We start from the raw sequence: 17,836 nt of genomic DNA on the forward strand, positions 1-17,836 counted from the left end.
GAAAAAACCGGCCCGCTTCGCGGGCGAGAGGCGACCGCGCAAGGCGGTCGCCTAAAAGCAGAGTATAGAGCACTCGGCTGGCTAGCCGACGAGGAAGCCGGGGCGGGGGCGAACCCAGACGTACGTCGCGGAGGCGCAGTCGGCATCGCCGTCGTTGTAGACGCAGCACACGTAGGACGACGAGCCACCCATGACGGAACGCAGCCACCAACCGCACCGATTTCCGTTGAGACGGTGCGCCGTGTCGCGGAACAGGTCGAACTGGCAGTCGAAGCCGACGCTGTAGCCCTTGGTGCCCCACACCGGGCAGCCGTACACCTCCATCTCGGACAGCGAGAACACCTTGCCGATATCCTGCCAGCTCCACGAGTTGGAGTCGTTGAGCGCGCCGCTGGCGCTGTAACGCTCCTCAAGCAGGACGCGCTGGGTCAGCAGGTACTTGGTCAGGCTCTCGGGCAGGCACGCCTCGAAGGCCGTCTCCCACGCCTTGAGGTTGCTGTTGGGGTAGGGGCATTTCTGGTCGGCGGTGCCCTGGTTCGTGTTGGTCGTGTTCCACATCAGGAAGCTGTCGTTGGCAACGCCGGTCACGGTCTTGGCCACGGCGATGGGCGCGGAGGCCACGAAGGCGATGTGGTGGCCCTTGCTGTTGTCGCCGCAATAAAGATACGGGTCGATGTGGGCCAGCAGGAAGCGCACGGACTGCTGGGCCGCGACGGCGGATGCGCTCACGAGGGGCACGTCGATGTAGTCCCCGACGCGAAGGCCCGCGAAGTTGCCGACCGCCGCTCGCTTGTGCAGCGCGTCGTACACGCTGCCGCTGCCGATCTCTCCCGCCAAGATGGTGGCGATGTTCTGCCCGCCGTACTTGCCGATTTGGCCCTGGCGGTTGTACTCGGCGTTGTTGAGCGCCGTCTGCGCGTTGCTGCGCGCGGTATCGTCGATGACGTTGAGCGACTGGCCGCCGACGACCAGTGTCTTTGCATTTGCCATTTATCCTCCTTAGGCAAGGGTTACCGTGCTGCCCGAGACCGAGCACGTGCCGCCGAACGACACCGTGTCGCCGGACACCGACGCCTTGGATGCCGGGCAGTAGACGGTCCCGTCCATGTAGATGAACTTCCCCGTCGCGTCGGCGAGCATCGTCGCGAGCTGGCCGTTCTGACGGCGCAGCTCCGCGATATCGGATTCGCCGCCGGCGCCCTGCGCCACCGAGTTCGCGATCTGCAGCGCCTGGTTCGCGGCGGCCTCGGCATGAGACGCCGCGCCGTTGGCCGCGGCGGCCGCATTGCTCGCCAGCGCAGTCGAGGCGCTTGCGGTATCGTTCGCGGCATTCGCCTTCTGAACGGCGGCGTTGGCGTTCTCGGTGGCAGTCGAGCACTTCGCGGCGGCCGTTCTGGCAGCTCCGGCGGCGACGTTGGCGTCATATGCCTGAGTCTTTGCGGTGCCTGCGGCGCTGCTCGCCAGCAACGCGGCGCTCTCGGCCCTCTTTCGCGCCGCCTCGACTTCGTCGTAGTTTGCCGGGCGGAACAGGTAGGTGGTGATGCTACCGTCGCTCTCCGTCACGTCGAGGCCGTCGATATAGTCGTCCTCCCCGACCTTCACCTCGTAGACGGCGGACCCGTCGCTGTTGTTGGCCATGCGGCTTCCCTTCCGCGGGCCTGCGCCCGCACGATAATCAAGCGATGATCCCGATCGCCGTCCAGAGCGGCGGCGACCCGATGAGGATGGCGCGCTGACCGGGCGCCGCGCCCCGACAGGACGTCGTCATGCAGATGCCGGCGACAACCGAGCCCCCGATGCGCACGTCGACGGTCCTGGAGTCCGCCGCGACGACGGTGCCGTAGGCGATCGAGACGCCGGGCGCCGAAGGGCCGGCGACGATATCGGCAAGGTCCGCGGCCAGGGACGGCATGGCGCTCACGAGGCATCACCCCTCATGTACATGCGGAGCTCGATCCTCATGGGGCATCCCATCGAGAGCTCGAGGTCCATCTTCCGGATGCAGGCGCGGGCGAGCTCGATCCCGACAGACGGCAGCCTGATGGCGCACGCCGAGTAGACGTCCGCCGACGTGTTGAAGATCGCCGTGATGATCGGGCGGCGGATGACCGAGCACTCGGTGGCGAGCAGGCTCGCCGCCTTCTCGTTCGCAGCCTCGACCGCGAACTGCGTTGCCACAACGCCCTCCTCGACCTTGACCTGCGCTACGTCGATGTACGATCCGGTCGGCGCGCTAGCGGCAAGGTAGATGTAGCCCGCGCTGTATTCCTCGGACTTGGCCGGGGTGGCCGTGAGCGACAGCCTCGTCCAGCCTGGCCCGATGGCGACCGTCGCGGTCTCTCCCCCGTCGTCCTCGCGCCAGATTGGCTGGACCCTCACCTGCACCCTCTGCGACGCGTAGAGGTAAACGGACTCGGTGTACGGCTGGCCCTTCTTGAGGAATATCTTGTCCTGGGCGATGCCGATCTCGCCGGAGCCCGACCCCTTCGTGATGCGGATCGCCTGGCTGATGCCGCCGATCGGGCACCCGGAAACGCCGACGGTCTCGATGGTCCCCCCGCCGCCGCTGCACCTGAAGGTCGCGCTGTCGTGGGTGCCGTCTCCGGCGAGCGGGTAGGAGCCGCCGGCGATGACGCTCTCCCCTGACGGGAGGTCGCTGTACTGGTACCGCTTCACGATGCGGCGGCCCGTGGAGACGGTCGACCACTCGCTCTGCGGGCTGTCGTCCGAGGCCGTTCCCCTGACGCTCTCGCCCTGGGTAGCGAAGTCGACGTGCACCACGTTCACCGCGTCGAAGTCGTCCTGCTCGTCGGTGAGGTCGGGAAGCACCCGGCAGTCCTCGCCCTCTGAGAAGGTGTGGTCGATCGGCCTCGCCGCCGGTTCCAGGTAACGCCTGAACAGCACGCGCCCGTAGGCATCGGTCGACGCGCTCCTGAATCCTGCAGCGGAGAGCAGCCTATTGACCGCGCCCAGCTTGTTGTCCGGCGTGTCCGCCGTGGCGGCGATCCCGAAGACCCATGCCGTCGACAGCGTGTAGTCGCTCGGCTCCGCGATCACCTCGAGCCCGCACCCCTCCGCGATCGCCTTGGCCGCGGAGACCGCGTTTGCGCCGGCCGGCACGGTGTACGGCTCGTCGAAGTCGTCCTTCGCGAGGTCGTGGAGTCTGCCGTAGAGCGTCGCGATGCCGGTCGCCACCTCGCCGCTCACCGTGCGGGACGGCGTCGAGCACTCGAAGGTCCCCAGGCACACGGTGCGCGACGCGCCCGAGATCGGGTCCTCCGCGTCGAGGTAGATGCGCACGAAGTCGTTGCCCATGTCGAGCCTGCCGACGTAGTCCAGCGATGCGGACTCATAGGTGTCCGTGTCCTGGTTGCGGCTGATGCTCCCGCCGGTGAAGCACTCGATGGCGCCGGCCTCCAGGCCGGTCGACCGCGAAACGCGGGCGTACCGGTAGGAGGTCCTGAACGACGCGAGCCAGATATCATCCGACACCGTTGGGCTCCCTCCATCGCTCCCTCTTCGTCGATACGGACACCCTGTAGTCCTCAGGCGCGCACCTGGTGAGCGTCCCCGTGACGGCGGCGAAGCCGCGGTCGCCCAGATGGGGTCGCACCCAGGCGCTTCCGTAGCGGCCGAACAGGCCGCGGACGCGCAGGTAGTCGTCCTCCTCGATCGTGAACTCCATCGACTCCTTCATCGAGAGGTTGCCGCTCTCGAACCCCATGGGCAGGCCGCCGCCGACGAAGTGGAACTGGTCGCGCTCGCGCTCGGGGCTCGCCGAGTACTGCGGCGGGCCGCCCATGTTCCTGTCGCCCACGACGACCTCGGAGGCGTCCGGCCCGAAGTTGAGGGCGAACCCGTCGCACGGGCACACGGTCCCCACCTCGGTCGTCGAGGTGGTTCCGGAGGCCGCGTAGCCGCGCGCGACGTAGGAGAACCCGACGTTGAGCGGCGGCAGGCGGTCGATGACGCTCTGCCCGGACTTGAGGCCGCTCGCGAGCAGGAGCCTCGAGCCGTCCGCGAGCACGCGCTCGATATCGAACGAGGCGCACGGCGGGAGGCTGTGGACGGTTGCGCGCGTCCCCTTTATGGACATGCCGCCCCTGATGCGGATGTTGCCCTCGGGCGTCATGGCCATGGGGCCGCGCAGCTTGTGGTCCCTGACGGAGAACTCCGAGATGCCGTCGCGCACCGTGACGACGGCTGCGAGCGCGTCGCTGTAGGAGACGTTGACGATGGGCGTGGCGGGCACGAGCCAGTCGGTCGAGAACGAGCGGGTGACGGTCGTGGACAGGCTCGAGCCGCCGCGGACGGTGAGCTCGAGGACGTACGCGGACCTGTTCTCCAGGCCGGAGGCGATCTCGTGCGACCGCGCGCCCGCGGCGACCGATGTGTCGATGACCGCGGAGCCGCCGCGCAGCAGCCTCAGGCGCTGGTAGGTGATGCCGGTCTCGTCGACAGCGGTCCAGGCGGCGCGCAGCGGGAGCTCGACGACGGCCTCGCCGTCCTCCGCGGGGGTCGTGAAGAACGCCTGCGGCGGGTCGGCGACCCTGAACACCGCGTACTCCGACCACGCTCCCCATGAGGGGTCGGCGCCCTTGGTGCGGACGCGTAGCCGGTAGGTGCCCTTCGCGGACAGGGTCAGGGATGTCGTCGACGCGGGCCCGGTGATGTGGTGCGGGACGGTCTTGCCATCGGGCCCGACCAGCTCAATCTGCGCCGCCGTCTGGGCTGTCCCGTCGGGGTGGTTCCGCGTCCAGCCGATGGTCGCCGTCGACCCAGTCGGGTAGGCGGGGTCGACCCCGGAGACGGCGGGCGCGTACGGCGGGCAGATCGTCGCCACTGCGTTGGATGCCGTCCACGCGGAGAAGACGGTGTCCCCCGCGCCCGCCACGGGCTCCTCGCGGTAGGTGCGGACCTCGTAGACGACCTTCTCTCCCGCCACGGCAGACGGGTCGGTCATGGTCCAGACGCCCGGCTCCTGTCTGTCGGCGGTAAGGGCGCGGGGCTTGTAGGTCCTGCCGCCGTCGGAGGTCGCGCGGACATCGAAGCCGCTAATCCAGAACGGGATATCGGGACCCCTAACGACCAGCGAGACCTCGCCGTCGCCGGAGCGCGATAGCGAGACCGATGCCGGTGGGGAGGGCGTCTTGTAGACGCGCACGGAGCTCGTTCTCTCCGACGTGCCGCCTCGCCAGCGCGCCCTTACGTCGTAGTCGTAGTAATTGTTTGCCGATGTCGACGTGTCGCGCCAGTTGGAGATCGTGACGCTGTTGTAGGGGTTCTCGGTGTCGCCGCCGTTGGTATGGCGGTAGACGTTGATGCCGTCGTAGTACTTCCTAGCATCGTCGTCCGGGTGGTTGACCCACTCGAGCTCGGTTGTCCCGTCGGTCGAGCGCGTGACCCTGAGGTCGGTCGGGGCCGCGGGCTCGTATGCCGGGACCTTGCCGATCCTGGCGCCCTCGCCGCAGGAGGTCGTCGCGCCGACCCCGCCGTAGCCGTTGACTGCCACGGACTCGGTGTACGCCTCGACCCAGACGTCGTAGTCGTTGTCCTTGCGTTCCGCGTCGGTGTACCCACTGACGGTGACGGCGCGCTTCCAGGAGGAGGTCGTGTAGCCGTCGCCCGACGCGCGCCAGACGCCGCCGACCTTGACGTGCAGGCGCACGCCGTAGTAGTACCAGTCTCCGAAGTCGACGGTGGCGGTCCAGTAGATGCGGGCCGTGGTGTCGTTCACGTTCGACACGGACGTGGAGAGGTTGACGGTGTAGTACGTCACGCCTCCCCTGGTCGTCTGCGCTGATGCCATCTGCTACCCCCTTCCGGTCCTGACGGTCCTCTTGAGTTCGGAGACCAGCGCCCTGAGCGCCTCCGCGACGCGCTCGTCGACCTCGAGGGCCGACCCGTCGAGGTAGATGTTGTAGACGTCGCCGCGCTGGCCCCCGAGCTTTGCCATCTGCTCGGCGATGGTCGCCGCGAACGGCTCCGAGTACTTTCGGTTGGTGAGCGGCACGATTGCCTCGGCGCCGTCCTCGCCCACCCAGTCGAGCGGGTAGCCGGTCACCGGCGCGTCGACGATGGCTCCGTGCGCGTGCATGCGGATGCCGCCATCGGCGTGCCGTATGCCGCCTGCGGCCTTCTCGTTGCGCGTCCTGTTGACGGTCACGTAGGTCGTGGTGATCGTCGCCGACCTTGAGTGGAACGGCTCGTTCATCACCGCCTGCATCGCAGACTGGCACTTCGGCAGCGTCCCGTAGCTCGCCTTGGCGGTCATCTCCTTGCTCTTGAGCTTGGTGCCGTTGAGCTTGTCCACCGAGGTCTGCGCCCTGTCGACTTCCTTCTTGTCGACCTTTGTCTTGGCGCTCTTGGACTGGAGAGCCGTGCCGTTCCAAGTCACGAGGTTGCCCTGGGCGTCGCGCAGGTCGCCGACGCTCACGTCGACGACGCCGTTCTTGTCCATCAGCTGCGAGCCGTTCCAGGTGTAAACGTTGCCCTGGGCGTCCATGAGCTGGGCCTGGTTGACGGTAACGTTGCCGTTCTTGTCGACGATGGGCTGCGCGTTGTAGTTCTGGACGGCCCACACCATCTGGTCGATGTTGCCGTTGAAGTTGCCGGCGAGCGCGGCGAGGTTGGCGGAGCCGATGCTGTTGAGCGTCTCGGTCGACACGCCGGCGGCGGCGCAGGCGTCCGAGAACGCGCCGAAGTCGATGTTCTCCTTCGAGAACGCCTTCTTGAACTTGCCGCCCATGTCCTCGAGCGCGGCCTGGATCTGGCTCGCGGCGCGGACCGTCGAGGCGGCGCCCTCGTCCATCGATACGCCCCACCCGTCGAGGTCGTCGACGATGGAGCGGGCGGTACCGTCGTAGTCCTGAGCCAGCTTGGCGAGCTGGTCGTCGCTGAGGCTCGCCAGTTGCTCGGTGTCGACGCCGAGCTGCGTGAGAGAGCCGGAGACGGCGGACAGGGTCTCGCCGTTGGCCGAGAGCTGCGCCTGGAAGAGCGTCAGCTGCGCCTGGGCGAAGTGCTCGAAGGTGCTGCCGGCCTCCTGCGAGGTCAGCGCGGCGTCTCCGAGCTTGCCGTTGAGCACGTCGATGCTCTCCGAGGCGGAGTCGAACTGCTTCTTCGCCTCGTTGTACTCCCTGCCGACCTTTTCGGTGCAGGCGAGCGCCTCGAGCTCGCCCTTGGTGAGCTCCGGGTAGGTCTTGGCGAGTTCCTTCAGGCGGTCCTGGTAGGGCTTCGTCTTGGAGGCGAGCGTGTTTGCCGCCTCGGACTGCGCCTGGTACGCCTCGGTGAGGTTCGCCGTGAGGGCGCTCACCTCGGCGTCTTTCTTCTTGGATGCGACGAGCTCGTCGATGGACTGCTTGAGGTTCTTGACGTTGCCGTCCGCGTCGACGTACTGCCCGTTCGCCACGTCCTGCGCCGAGATGTTGAGCCCGAGCTGGTCGTTGAGCAGCTGCAGCGCCCACGTGAGCCTGCCCTGGGCGTCGGTGGACAGGTCGGTCTTGCCGGCATAGTTGTCGATGATCTGCTGCGCGGTGTTGAGCTGCGCGATCTGCGACTCGGCGGCCCTCGTGTTCTCGTTCATGGCGTCGACGTGCTTGCCGATCGACTCGGCGAGCTCGTCGACGGACATGGCGGATAAGCTGGACTTCTTGCCTACATTCTCGACCCTGCCGGCGTAGGAATCGAGCGCCACGGTGTTTGAGGCCGCGTCGACCAGGCCGGTCGTGGCCTTGTTGAGCGCGTCCGTGCGGGCCTGCCACTCGACCTGTTTCTCGATGAGTATGCCGATGCCGGCGGCCGCGACGGTGCAGCCGATCGCGACCGGATTGAAGCCGATGCCCACCGCCTCGAGCGACTCGGCGAATGTTCCGGCGCCCCCGCGAGCGAGTTTGAACGCCTCGGTGGCCTTGCCCACGCCGCTCGCGACGCCGGAGAGGACGGGCACCGCCTTCTGCCACGCCGCGATGCCCGCCGCGCCCGAGACGATCTCGGGCGCCAGGCCCTTGAACCCGCCGTAGAGCTGCTTGACCAGGGGCATCGATGCGGAGACTCCGCCGTTGACGACCTTGAAGAAGCCGTTCACGGCGCCCTTCGCGTCGTCGAGCACCCCGGCGATGTTGTTTCTGCCGATCGCCTCGAACGTCCCGGTGACGCCCTTGGTCACGGAGTTCGACATGTTCTGGATGCTCGTCTGGACGCCGCCGGCCGCGGTCTCGGCCTGGTCCTTGAAGGACGCGAAGCTCGCGCCGCCCTGCGTATCGAGCTCGACCATCTTGTCCATGAGCTGGTCGAGCGTGATGGTCGGGTCCTTGCCCCTGCCACCGAGCGCTGCGTACAGGTCGTTGGCGTTTGCCGTGGGGCCGAGCATGGATTTCGCCAGCTGGTCCATCTGGCCAGGCGCGGCCGTCGTAAGCGAGCGCCAGTCCTCCATCTCGGGCTTGCCCTTGGAGAGGATCTGGCGGAACTGCTCCATCGCCGCCGCGCACAGCTGGGTCGAGCTGCCCGAGGCGATGAGCATGTCGTTGAGCGCGAGTCCGACGTCGGTGGCCTTGTCGAGGTCGCCGACCGTGGCGGTGATGCCCTGGACGACCGAGACCATGTCGTCGAGCCTGGTGGGCAGGGTCGACAGGCGGTCGGACATCTTGCCGATAGACGCGTTGGCGGAATCGGCGGAGTACCCGAGGGACCGCATGACCTTCGGGTAGTTGTTAAGCGTGTCGAAGCGGCTGATCGCCGACCCGACATGGGACGAGATGGAGTCCATGGCCTTCGACGTGAGCGTCGAGAAGGCGCCTATCATCGCGCCGGAGCCGGCCAGCCCCTTCCCGAACCCGAAGCCCGTGCTCTTGCCGAGGCTGGAGCCGGACTTGCTCGCCTGCCCCTCGCACTTGCCGAGCGCGGACTCGACCGACTTGGTAAGGTTGTCGAACCTGGGGACGATCAGCAGGTCCGCGCGTCCGATCTCAGCCATCCGTCACCTCCACCCACTCGGTGTTCTCGATGCGGGCACGAACCGACGCCGCGCGCTCTACCGCGGCGCCGGCGGCGGCCACGTCCCGCGGGCGGGGCACCCTCGGGGCTTCCGATGCCTTGCCGCCGCACAGCGCGGTCGCCGCCGCGTAGACGCTGTCCACGACGTCCGCCGTCAGGTGCTGCTCCTGGGTCCAGCTGCGCTCCGGGTGGAGGGCCGCCACGGTGAGCGACCCGTCCGGCAGCGTCCTCACGAGGTCGTACGCCTCGGCGGCGCCGACCTCGTCGTAGCAACAGCCGTAGAAGACCCTGAAGTCGTGCCTGAGCAGGGGCAGGTGGCGTTCCTCAAGGTCGGCGAGCTCTAGAAGTTTTTTAGTTCGGCCGAGTAGAGCAGCTTGTTGTAGGCGTAGCCCAGCGCATCGTCGTCCTGCGTGCCGTCGTCCTCGGTCACGGCCTCCATGAGGCTCGCGTACTGCTCGTCGCCGAGGAGGAAGCGGAACGCCCCGTCGAGCTCCTCGGTCGTGCGGTCCTCCTTGTTCATGGCGTCGATGAAGCGGCGGTCGTGCGCTCGCTTGACGGGAATGCTCATGGCGATGCCGAGAACGGTCAGCTCGGCGCAGCGTCCTCGCTTCTGCTCGATGAGCTTCGCCTTGTCGGCCGCCGTCTGCGCGGCGGCGGTCGTGAAGCCGAGGACCTTGGCGTATGCCTCGAGCTCGCCCTCGTCCATCATTGCCAGGTAGTCCTTGTTCATCTTTCCTCCCAGATAAAGGGCCGCCCCGGCAAAACCGGGGCGGCGTTTTCGTTATGGCCCTGTCTACGCGGCGGGCTTAGCGCGGTAGATGTCGAACAGCGGCTTGTCCGCGGTCTTGAGGACCGTGAAGGTGAAGCCGTACTGGACCAGTCCGCCGGGCTTGTGCTCGACGTCGTCGTAGGAGTCGATGGAGACGCGCGGGATGACGGTGCGGCGGAGGTTGCCAGTGTCCTCGAGCTCGTCGATGACGAGCGGGACGCGCACGTCGGAGTTGGCGACGGACTTGATGTGGCTGAACGTTCCGTCCTCGTTCGTCTCGACGTTGTCGGCGCCGTAGCGCAGCTTGGCGACGGAGGAGCGGACGGACTCGATGAAGACCATCTTGTACTGGTGCTTCTCCTCGGAGACCTTGGTGAGCACGATGGACTGGTGCCAGCCCTTGAACTCGTTGACCGTCACGCCCTTGGAGGCCGTGAAGCCGTCGGGCGACAGGTCGCCCAGCGACACGAGGTCGGTGAGCGTGGAGATCTTGGTCATGGCGTCGGCCGGGAGCGTCGGCTTGGCCTTGAAGCTCGTGTACACGCAGCCGCCCTCGACGGGTGAGCCGGTGGTTACGAGCGAGGGGTCGATATCGGCCGCGGGGGTCGCGTCCTCTGACGCGAGGGCAATCTTGGCCTCTTCGTTGTTGGATGCCATTTATCCTTCTTTCGGTTGGTATGTCTTCAGTCGGTACAGCGCGTACCAGCGCGGGGACCGGGCGAGGTAGTCGTAGTCGGTCCGCATCTCGAGCTCCTCGCAGGCGCAGAAGCCCCGCGCGAACGGCAGGTGCGACATCGCGTCGCCCACGAGCTCGGCGAGCTCCTCGGCCCTGGCCTCTGTCGGGGCCCACATGATGACCTCGACCTGCGTCGAATCCACGAGCGCGTCCTGCCGCGCGCCCCCGCACCGGCGGACCACCACGACGGTCCCCGGCCGTTCCCCGGGCAGGCCGACCTGAACGGGCACGCCGCCCAGGACGGACTCGAGAATCGCCCTGAGCTCGCCCATCACGTTGAGTCTCGGCACGTTTCCTCCTTAGAGCAGGTGATCGAGCGTGTGGTTGCGGTTCTGGTCGTAGGCGCCTGCCGGGGTCGCGGCGCTTACGACGCCGAAGGTGTCGCAGGAGCCCGACTTGACGACGCCCGCGTAGGGGGCGCTGTCGAATGTCCCCGGGTATTTCTTCTCGAGGGACCTGCGGTAGCCTGACGGCACGTGGTGTGATGCGGCCTCGGCGTTGGCCCTCGCCGCGAGGCGGGCAGTCTCGGTCGCCACCCAGGCGCGGACGCCCGCGCCCTTCGTGACGGCGATGACTCCCGCGTCGCTGTGGACGAAGCGCCCGAACTTGATCTTGTCAGCCATGGACCCTCCCCGCCGTCGCCGTCATGTTCCACGCCGTGGGACAGGGGTTCGTGATGTCGGGGGAACCGACGACCAGCAGCGCGGTGTCGGGGTCGGCTGGCATGCCGCGCCCCGTCAGGGCGATGCGGCAGCGCGCCAGCGGCGGCCCCGCGTACGTCTTGGGGAACGCGATGGAGTAGCTCGCCTCGATGCCGTCAGGCCGGACGGCATCCCCCACATCAGAGCCCGCCAGGGGCCGCACGAGGCACCCCGTGACGACGGTGGCCTCCCACTCGACGACAGGCTCGCCCATGGCGTCCCTGCCCGTCTCCGTGCTCGACAGCACCGTCACCTCCTCGCCGATCACGGCCTGCCCCCGTAGCTCGGGCACACGGTGCCGATGCGCTGGCCGCACCCGAGCAGCCTCTTGAGCGCGGCGAGCGTCGAGCGGTCGAAGTAGGCCGTGCCGCTCGGGTTCTGAAACGTGAAGCTCCCCTGGAACCCGTTGGCCGTGAAGCTCGACTGCGAGACGCCGGTGAGGTCCTCCACGCCCATGGGCGCGCAGGCCGGCTGGACCAGCTTCTTGCGGGCCGCGTCGGTCACCAGGTCGCGGGCAAGCTCGCGGGCGTCGCCCGTCAGGGAGCGGTAGCGCGGTATGCCGAGGGTCGCGCGGAGCTTCGCGCTCTGCCGCGACAGCTCGGCCGCGACGCGCTCCTCGTCGGTCACCGCGTCCCCCGTGTCGATGCGGTACTCGTCGACCGTAGCGAACGCGTAGTCGTCCACGTCGGCCTCCTTACTTGGTCGTGATGGTTCCCTTCACGATGTAGTCCTTCACCTCGGGGAAGAACGTCGCGCAGGCGAGCACGTTGGTCTCGACGGACACGTGGTCGTACGCCGGGGTGTGCGCGACGCCGATCAGGCCGGAGTCGGAGACCGTGTACGTGAGGCCCGAGGTCGCGAGCTCGCCGAAGTCCACGCCGAAGATGCGGATGTTGTCGGCGGGGGTGGCGATCATGGTTCCCTTGGCGACCTGGTTGGTCAGGAAGACGCCCGAGAGGCCCAGGAAGTTCTCGAGGTAGGTGAGGCCGAACAGGTTCTGGTCGGTGATGGTCGCGGTGCCGAGGTAGTCGGCGGCGTCGTCTCGGTTGATGAAGTGGACGACGCGCTCGGCGGCGTCGCCGTTGGTCTCGAGGGTGTTGCCGAGCCTGGCGTCGACGGCCGCGGCGCATGCCTGCAGGCCCTTGCCGGTCGCCGTGCCCGTTCCCTTGAGCAGGAAGGAGAAGAACTGCGAGACGATGCTGCGGCGCACGAGCGAGGCCATGTGCTTGTCGGTCTTGAGCACGGCGTTGACGTAGCCGGACTGCTGGATCGCCTTGTGCGTGGTCATGCGGCGGTACGGGAAGGCCTCGGCCTCGCCCACGGGCTCGTAGGTGGCGGTGAACTTGGACAGCGCGACCTCGTCGCCCTCGACGTAGGACGTGCCGGAGCTGGAACCCAGCTGGACGGCGGCGTCGCCGGTGGCGGATTCCTTGGAGCCGTCGGTCTTGGAGTCGTTGAGCTCGCCGGTCACCTTGAGCATCTTGAGCGTGGTGCCGGCGGCGATGGTCTCGGCGCCGAAGATGCCGAGGACCTCGAGCAGGCGGTCGAGGTCGCCCTCGAAGTTGCGGATGAACTCCTGGTCCATCGAGGCGTTGATGGCCTTGGAGTCGGAGATGTTTGCGGGTACGGGCATGCTTGCCCCTTTCTTACTTGTAGAGGTCCATGTGCGCGGCGCGGGCCATGATGCGCTTGGCGGGGTCCTTGATGGACTCGATGGACTCCCTGTTCACTTTCTTTCCTCCACCGGATCCGCCCTTGTCGAGCGGGTAGCCCGGCTGGCGCGACTCGGCGAAGTCGCCGACGGCCTTTGCCGATGCCGTCATAGACTCCTCGTCGTCGCCGTGGATGAGCGCGGCCGGCACGCCGGTGGCCTGCGACACGCGGGCGAGCGTGCGTTCGCGCTCGCGCTCGGCCTCGGACGCGGCGAGGCGTCCCTTCAGGTCGTTGAGCTCGTCGTTGAGGGACTCGACGGTGGGCGCCTGCGCGCCCTGGGCGTCCCACAGGTCGGCCTTGCCCTTGTTCTCCTTGGCCCGGGCCTCCCACTTGCGGGACTCCTTCTTGAATCGCTCGGCCTCGGCCTTCCAGTCGATCGCGGGCGGCTCCTGCGGCGCGCCGGGCTCTTGGCCGGCGCCGGGTTCCGCCGGCGCGGCGGGCTGCGGGGGCTCGACGGGATCGGTCACGTTGTTGGCTTGCTGCTGGGTCGGCATCTTGCACTCCTTCCGCCCCGTGCGGGGCTCGCTTCGCGCCCCGTGCGGCGGCGCTGGCGGTCTTTAGGCATGGAAAAGGCCGCCTCCCGTGCGGGCTGCGGCCTCGTGTTCCTGCCGGCGCGTTGCGTGTCTTCGCCGGCGACGCTTGATGGCGCGTCGCGCCCGCCCTCCCACGGGGCGTCCTCACTTGGCCGAGAGCCTCTTGCTCACGCTCGCCGCGGTCTGCGCGAGCGACTTGGCGTAGGGGCTCCCGGGCTTGAAGCCCATGGCCAGCCCCGCCCTGTTCGCGGTGGCCATGCGTGCCTTGAGGTCATCCGGGGACGACGCCCCCTCCATGTACCTCTGGATGTCGCCGATGCTTCCGAACCTCTTCCCGTCCACGAACGCGGCGACTACCTTGCCGCCCCTGTGGTGGCCGCGGGACCCCGAGCGCCTGGACCCCCATTCGGGGTGCTTCCCGCGGTACTCGTCGTAGAGCGCCGACGGGTCGTATCCGTCGAGCGCGGGGCTGCCGGAGAAGTCGGCGACCGGTATGCACCTGCAGCTCGGGTGGCGCTCGGCTCCGGCTGTCGCCGAGCTCTTGAAGACGAAGCCGCGAGAGCCGATCATCTGGCACCAGTCGCACGCGCCCGCGTGCGGCACCAGCGCCCAGCGCGGGTGCGCGGGGTCGGCCATGGCGTTGCCCTGGATCGTGGCGTCCGCATAGCCCATGGCGCGCTGCACGGCGGTCGCCGCGAGCGCCGTGGCGGCCGCGGAAGTCCGCAGCGCCTCGTCGACGTCGCTCGCGAGAAGCCCGCCGTGGCCGGGGTCGAACTGCCGCGGTTCGTATCCCTGCGCCGGGCCGGCGCCCGAGCGCATGGCGGCGTAGAACTCGACGGCCGCTGCGGCGGCAAAAGAGCCGAACTTGGCCACGAGCGCCGCGTAGGTGCGCGCCAGCGCCCGGTAGAGCTCATCGCCGTAGAGTCCGGCGAACTCGTCTATCGCCTGCGCGACCGCCGCCTGCAGCAGGTCGGCGTTGATGCCGAGCGCGCGGGCGTAGCGGTCGAAGTCCTCGCGCGGTATCACTCCGCCTCACCGCCGGCGGGCGGCAGGGCCGCGGCCTTCGCGGCCTGCGCGGCCATCGTCTCCGCCATGGCGTTTAGCGCCGCGATGGCCCCGCTCTGCTGCTTCTCGCGTTCCAGGCGGTCGATGGTCGGCTGGGACAGGCCCACGCCCTCGTAGTAGACGCGGGTGCCCAGCATGCTCTCGTCCGCGGCGGCGAGTTTCGTCCACGCGTCGGCGCGCGCCGCGATGGTCGGCATCGAGGGGTCCTTGAAGTACGCCTGGACGGCGCGCTGCTCGTCGGTGAGCCCGGATATCGGGACGCCGTCCTTGACCGCCATCATCATCTGCGCGACCGTCTCGAGCGCCTCGGCGTTGTGCTCGTTGATCTGCTCCACCTCGAGGATGAGCGGGTCGTTCGCTGCGCCCAGGGCGTCCGAGGACGTGTAGGTGTTCGACAGCACTCCCAGCTGCGCCAGCGGGACGTTGGTCGCGCCGGAGAACCGCTGCGCGTCGTTCTCGAAGACGCGTGTGAAGTTGTCGGCGGTCGGCGCGGCGAACTGCCCTACGGTCGGGACGTCGCCGTCCTCGTCCTTGGTGATGGCGAGGAACGACCCGACGTACGCGTTGAACTTGGCGATGGGCGACGGCGGGGTGGCGGGGCCGCCCTCGTCCTCGTCCTCGTCATCGCCCTCCCCGCCGTCCCCGTCCTTCACGGAGAAGAGGTCGTCCTTGGCGCCGAGGATGTATCGCTGGGGGAATGTGAAGAACTCCGCGCCGACCTCCATGCGCAGCACGTCGCGCATGGCCTTGTCGACGATGCCCAGGATCTCGGGCGTGAGCATGGAGTGGCCGAGCGGGCGGTCCGGGTCGGGGTCGTAGGTGAACACCTCCATGAGCGGGCGACCCATGGGGTTCGGCTCCGTCTCGCAATCCCACTCGTAGGGGCCGCTGCCCAAGCCGATGCGCACCAGCGTGAGCACCGCGTCCGGGAAGTGGCACACGTAGCGGGAGGCGTTGCCCGACCTGTCGACGTCGGCGAGGACGACGCCGCAGCGGATGCGGCGGGCGTCCTTGTCCCACAGGCAGCAGAACTGGTTCGCGCTGAACACGCGGACCATCGCCTCGGGCTGTCCGGGGCCGCCCCTCATGACGGTCATGGCCGACACGCCGTAGGTGAGGGCGCTCGCGCACGCCTGCCGGTAGAGCGACCTCAGGCGGTTCTCGCGCACGAGACGCTTGAGGTCCTGGTCCTCCGCGCCGTCGAAGACGAAGCCGTCGAAGACGGAGCGCACGGAGTGCGCCTTGATGGCCTTGGCGCACCACCCGGTGACGCAGTTGACCATCTCGAGCATGGGCGGGATGGAGATGCCGAGGCTCTTCATCTCGTTCTTCATGTCGTAGTAGCGCTTGAGGACGGTGTTTCGCGCCGACACGTCGCCCCAGGTTTCGAACATGTCCTCCACGGCGGCTCGGTACGGCTCGGGGACGGCGTCGAGGTTCGGCGTCTCGACGGAGGCCCTCTGCCCAATTCTCTGGATCACAGTGTCCTCTGCTTCCTGCGCGGGTTGCGCTTGGTGTTCCTCGCGCCCCACAGCGCGAGCGAGCAAGATTCGAGTGGCTCGGGCGACACGGTCGCGTCCTCGGGGGAGCCGAAGCCCCACCCGCCGCGGGACCCGATCTTCCTGCGCACGCACTTCCTCGCCGAATCCTCGAGCGTCGGGTCGTAGGTGTGCGCGAGCGTGCCGTCGTTGAGCGCGTCCACGAAGCCGACGGCGGCGGCGACCACGTCGCGCGTCTGCGGCCTCACGACGTAGCCGCGCGGCGGCTTCATCTCGGCGAGGCGGTCGATGAGCGCGTCGGCGCCCGACATGCCGTCGATGACGACGACCGACGCGGTCGTGCGGCGGTCGTAGAGCCACTCGGCGAGCTCGCGGGCGCCGCCCGCCGTCGTTCCGACCCTGATGAGCTCGACGGCGGCCTTGCCCTTGAGTGCGCGCTGGCCGAGCTTGCAGCCCGACAGCGCGTAGGTCGACCCGTCCCTCGAGAACTTCACCCCGAAGGCCTTCTTGCCGCGGTACCGGTCGCCGATGGCGTCGATGAGGGCGGCGCCCCACGATTCCCGCGGGATGGCCCTCGTGAGCATGGCGGCCGGGCTGAACCAGCCCAGGCGCTCGTGGGCGAAGCCGGTGATCGATCCGCCGGCGAACTCCGTGCGGGTGAAGTCGAGCGACAGGATGATGCCCATGCTCGGGTTCGATTCGTAGATGAGGTCCACCACGTCGTCGAACGTGGCGTCCTGGCGCGGGCACTCGTCCGTGGCCCACGAGCACCACTCGGTGCTCGGGATGTCGCCGGCTAGGATGGCCGCGCGTGTGCGCGCGAACACGGTGCCGGGGCAGTCCTCGTTGGGCGGCGTGCCCGTGTAGATGATCTGGCGCTCTCCGGTTGCGGACGCGGCGAGCGTGTACATGATGGCGTCGTACTGGGAGTCGGTGAGCTCCTGCGCCTCGTCGAACACGACGAGCTGGATGTCATCGAAGCCTCGCGCGCTTCCGTTGGTGCGCGCCGAGAACTCGATGGAGCCGCCGTTGGTGAGGTAGATGGCCTCCTCGCCGTTCGTGCGGCGGATCCTCTCGACGAGGCACGAGAGCTCGGGGTGCTCCCTGTCCGTGAAGTAGCGGACGAGTCGGTTGAACGCCTTCTTGGCGGTCTTCACGCGGTGCGCGGTATGGAGGATGTGCCAGCCGCAGACCGCCAGGCGGAACACCTCGTATATCTCGATGACGGCGTTCTTGCCGTTCTGGCGCGGCACGTCCAGGCCGCACGTGACGTAGGCGGGGCGGCCCTCGGCATCGCACGCGCACCAGTCGGACAGCACGAGGGACTGCCACTCGATGGGCTCCATGCCCAGGTCCCCGCCCAGCTCGGCGGCGTCCTCTCCCTCGGAGTAGGCGACCTCGCCCACGGCGACCCTATACCGCGGCTCTTGCCTTCCGCGCCTCGTGGCGCTCGGCGATCGAGAAGAGCTTGGTCTGGACGTTCCGGACATCTGGCGCCCCCTCGTGGCCGTCGGTTATGCCGAGCTGCTTGTTGAGCTGCCTGATCTCCGCCGAAGCGGTCTTCAGGGTCGCTATCTGCGGGAATGACTTCAGGTCCCCCATGTCGTTCTGGTAGGCGGTCTGCTCGCCGAAGCTGTCCAGCTCGTCCTGGGCGAGCTCGACGATCTTGTACCACTGGCAAAGCAGCGCGAGCGTCGGCGCGTCGGCCTGGGTGAACGAGCGGCCGGCGGTGAGCTCGTCCCACTTGGCGCTCTTCACGGGGTCGCCGGCGACCGCGGCGGGCTTCTCGAGGGGCATCCGCCACCTCCAATCGGCATAAAAAAGCCGCC

Annotated in this window: 19 protein-coding genes; all 19 read right to left on the reverse strand. The window is 68.2% G+C overall.

Features of this window, described 5'->3' with window-relative positions; genetic code table 11:
* Window positions 1–81: 81 nt before the first annotated feature.
* A complete protein-coding gene (locus DXD24_RS05285; protein WP_117646345.1) occupies window positions 82–990 on the reverse strand; it encodes a DUF6273 domain-containing protein in 909 nt (302 codons plus the stop codon).
* 9 nt (window positions 991–999) lie between these two features.
* Window positions 1,000–1,638 (reverse strand): hypothetical protein, encoded by a 639-nt coding sequence (locus DXD24_RS05290; protein ID WP_117563913.1) that lies wholly within the window; start codon window positions 1,636–1,638, stop codon window positions 1,000–1,002.
* 37 nt (window positions 1,639–1,675) lie between these two features.
* Entirely contained in the window at window positions 1,676–1,921 is a 246-nt protein-coding gene (locus DXD24_RS05295) for a hypothetical protein (RefSeq protein WP_040359421.1), read from the reverse strand.
* Window positions 1,918–3,492, reverse strand: a complete 1,575-nt coding sequence (locus DXD24_RS05300) for a hypothetical protein (RefSeq protein ID WP_117646346.1) — start codon at window positions 3,490–3,492, stop codon at window positions 1,918–1,920. Before DXD24_RS05300 ends, DXD24_RS05295 begins: the two co-directional genes overlap by 4 nt.
* Window positions 3,482–5,809 (reverse strand): fibronectin type III domain-containing protein, encoded by a 2,328-nt coding sequence (locus tag DXD24_RS05305; RefSeq protein ID WP_117563915.1) that lies wholly within the window; start codon window positions 5,807–5,809, stop codon window positions 3,482–3,484. Before DXD24_RS05305 ends, DXD24_RS05300 begins: the two co-directional genes overlap by 11 nt.
* A 3-nt stretch (window positions 5,810–5,812) precedes the next feature.
* Window positions 5,813–8,971 carry a tape measure protein gene (locus DXD24_RS05310; protein ID WP_117646347.1) on the reverse strand — a complete coding sequence of 1,053 codons (3,159 nt, stop codon included), beginning with the start codon at window positions 8,969–8,971 and terminating at the stop codon, window positions 5,813–5,815.
* Window positions 8,964–9,224 carry a hypothetical protein gene (locus DXD24_RS05315; protein ID WP_117563917.1) on the reverse strand — a complete coding sequence of 87 codons (261 nt, stop codon included), beginning with the start codon at window positions 9,222–9,224 and terminating at the stop codon, window positions 8,964–8,966. The genes DXD24_RS05310 and DXD24_RS05315 overlap by 8 nt, the downstream gene beginning before the upstream one ends.
* Before the next feature lie 107 nt (window positions 9,225–9,331).
* On the reverse strand, window positions 9,332–9,721 hold the full coding sequence (locus DXD24_RS05320; protein ID WP_117563918.1) for a hypothetical protein: 390 nt from the start codon (window positions 9,719–9,721) through the stop codon (window positions 9,332–9,334).
* A gap of 63 nt (window positions 9,722–9,784) precedes the next feature.
* Window positions 9,785–10,417: a hypothetical protein gene (locus DXD24_RS05325; protein WP_117646348.1), complete on the reverse strand. Its 633-nt coding sequence runs from the start codon at window positions 10,415–10,417 to the stop codon at window positions 9,785–9,787.
* A complete protein-coding gene (locus DXD24_RS05330) occupies window positions 10,418–10,786 on the reverse strand; it encodes a hypothetical protein (protein WP_117646349.1) in 369 nt (122 codons plus the stop codon). It abuts the gene before it with no gap.
* Window positions 10,787–10,795: 9 nt separating this feature from the next.
* Window positions 10,796–11,119 carry a hypothetical protein gene (locus DXD24_RS05335; protein ID WP_117563921.1) on the reverse strand — a complete coding sequence of 108 codons (324 nt, stop codon included), beginning with the start codon at window positions 11,117–11,119 and terminating at the stop codon, window positions 10,796–10,798.
* Window positions 11,112–11,465, reverse strand: a complete 354-nt coding sequence (locus DXD24_RS05340; RefSeq protein WP_117563922.1) for a hypothetical protein — start codon at window positions 11,463–11,465, stop codon at window positions 11,112–11,114. The genes DXD24_RS05335 and DXD24_RS05340 overlap by 8 nt, the downstream gene beginning before the upstream one ends.
* A complete protein-coding gene (locus tag DXD24_RS05345; RefSeq protein WP_117563923.1) occupies window positions 11,462–11,881 on the reverse strand; it encodes a hypothetical protein in 420 nt (139 codons plus the stop codon). The genes DXD24_RS05340 and DXD24_RS05345 overlap by 4 nt, the downstream gene beginning before the upstream one ends.
* Before the next feature lie 10 nt (window positions 11,882–11,891).
* Complete coding sequence (locus DXD24_RS05350) at window positions 11,892–12,830, reverse strand: hypothetical protein (RefSeq protein WP_117646350.1); 939 nt, start codon at window positions 12,828–12,830, stop codon at window positions 11,892–11,894.
* 13 nt (window positions 12,831–12,843) lie between these two features.
* Window positions 12,844–13,404, reverse strand: a complete 561-nt coding sequence (locus tag DXD24_RS05355; protein WP_117563925.1) for a hypothetical protein — start codon at window positions 13,402–13,404, stop codon at window positions 12,844–12,846.
* A 183-nt stretch (window positions 13,405–13,587) separates the two neighbouring features.
* A complete protein-coding gene (locus DXD24_RS05360) occupies window positions 13,588–14,469 on the reverse strand; it encodes a hypothetical protein (protein WP_117646351.1) in 882 nt (293 codons plus the stop codon).
* A complete protein-coding gene (locus DXD24_RS05365; RefSeq protein WP_233502341.1) occupies window positions 14,466–15,902 on the reverse strand; it encodes a phage portal protein in 1,437 nt (478 codons plus the stop codon). The genes DXD24_RS05360 and DXD24_RS05365 overlap by 4 nt, the downstream gene beginning before the upstream one ends.
* An 83-nt stretch (window positions 15,903–15,985) precedes the next feature.
* Window positions 15,986–17,413: a DEAD/DEAH box helicase family protein gene (locus DXD24_RS05370; RefSeq protein ID WP_117563928.1), complete on the reverse strand. Its 1,428-nt coding sequence runs from the start codon at window positions 17,411–17,413 to the stop codon at window positions 15,986–15,988.
* Window positions 17,414–17,420: 7 nt separating this feature from the next.
* A complete protein-coding gene (locus DXD24_RS05375; RefSeq protein WP_117563929.1) occupies window positions 17,421–17,804 on the reverse strand; it encodes a P27 family phage terminase small subunit in 384 nt (127 codons plus the stop codon).
* Window positions 17,805–17,836 lie beyond the last annotated feature (32 nt).

This window comes from Collinsella sp. TF12-2AT (assembly GCF_003436735.1).
Taxonomy (GTDB): Bacteria; Actinomycetota; Coriobacteriia; order Coriobacteriales; family Coriobacteriaceae; genus Collinsella.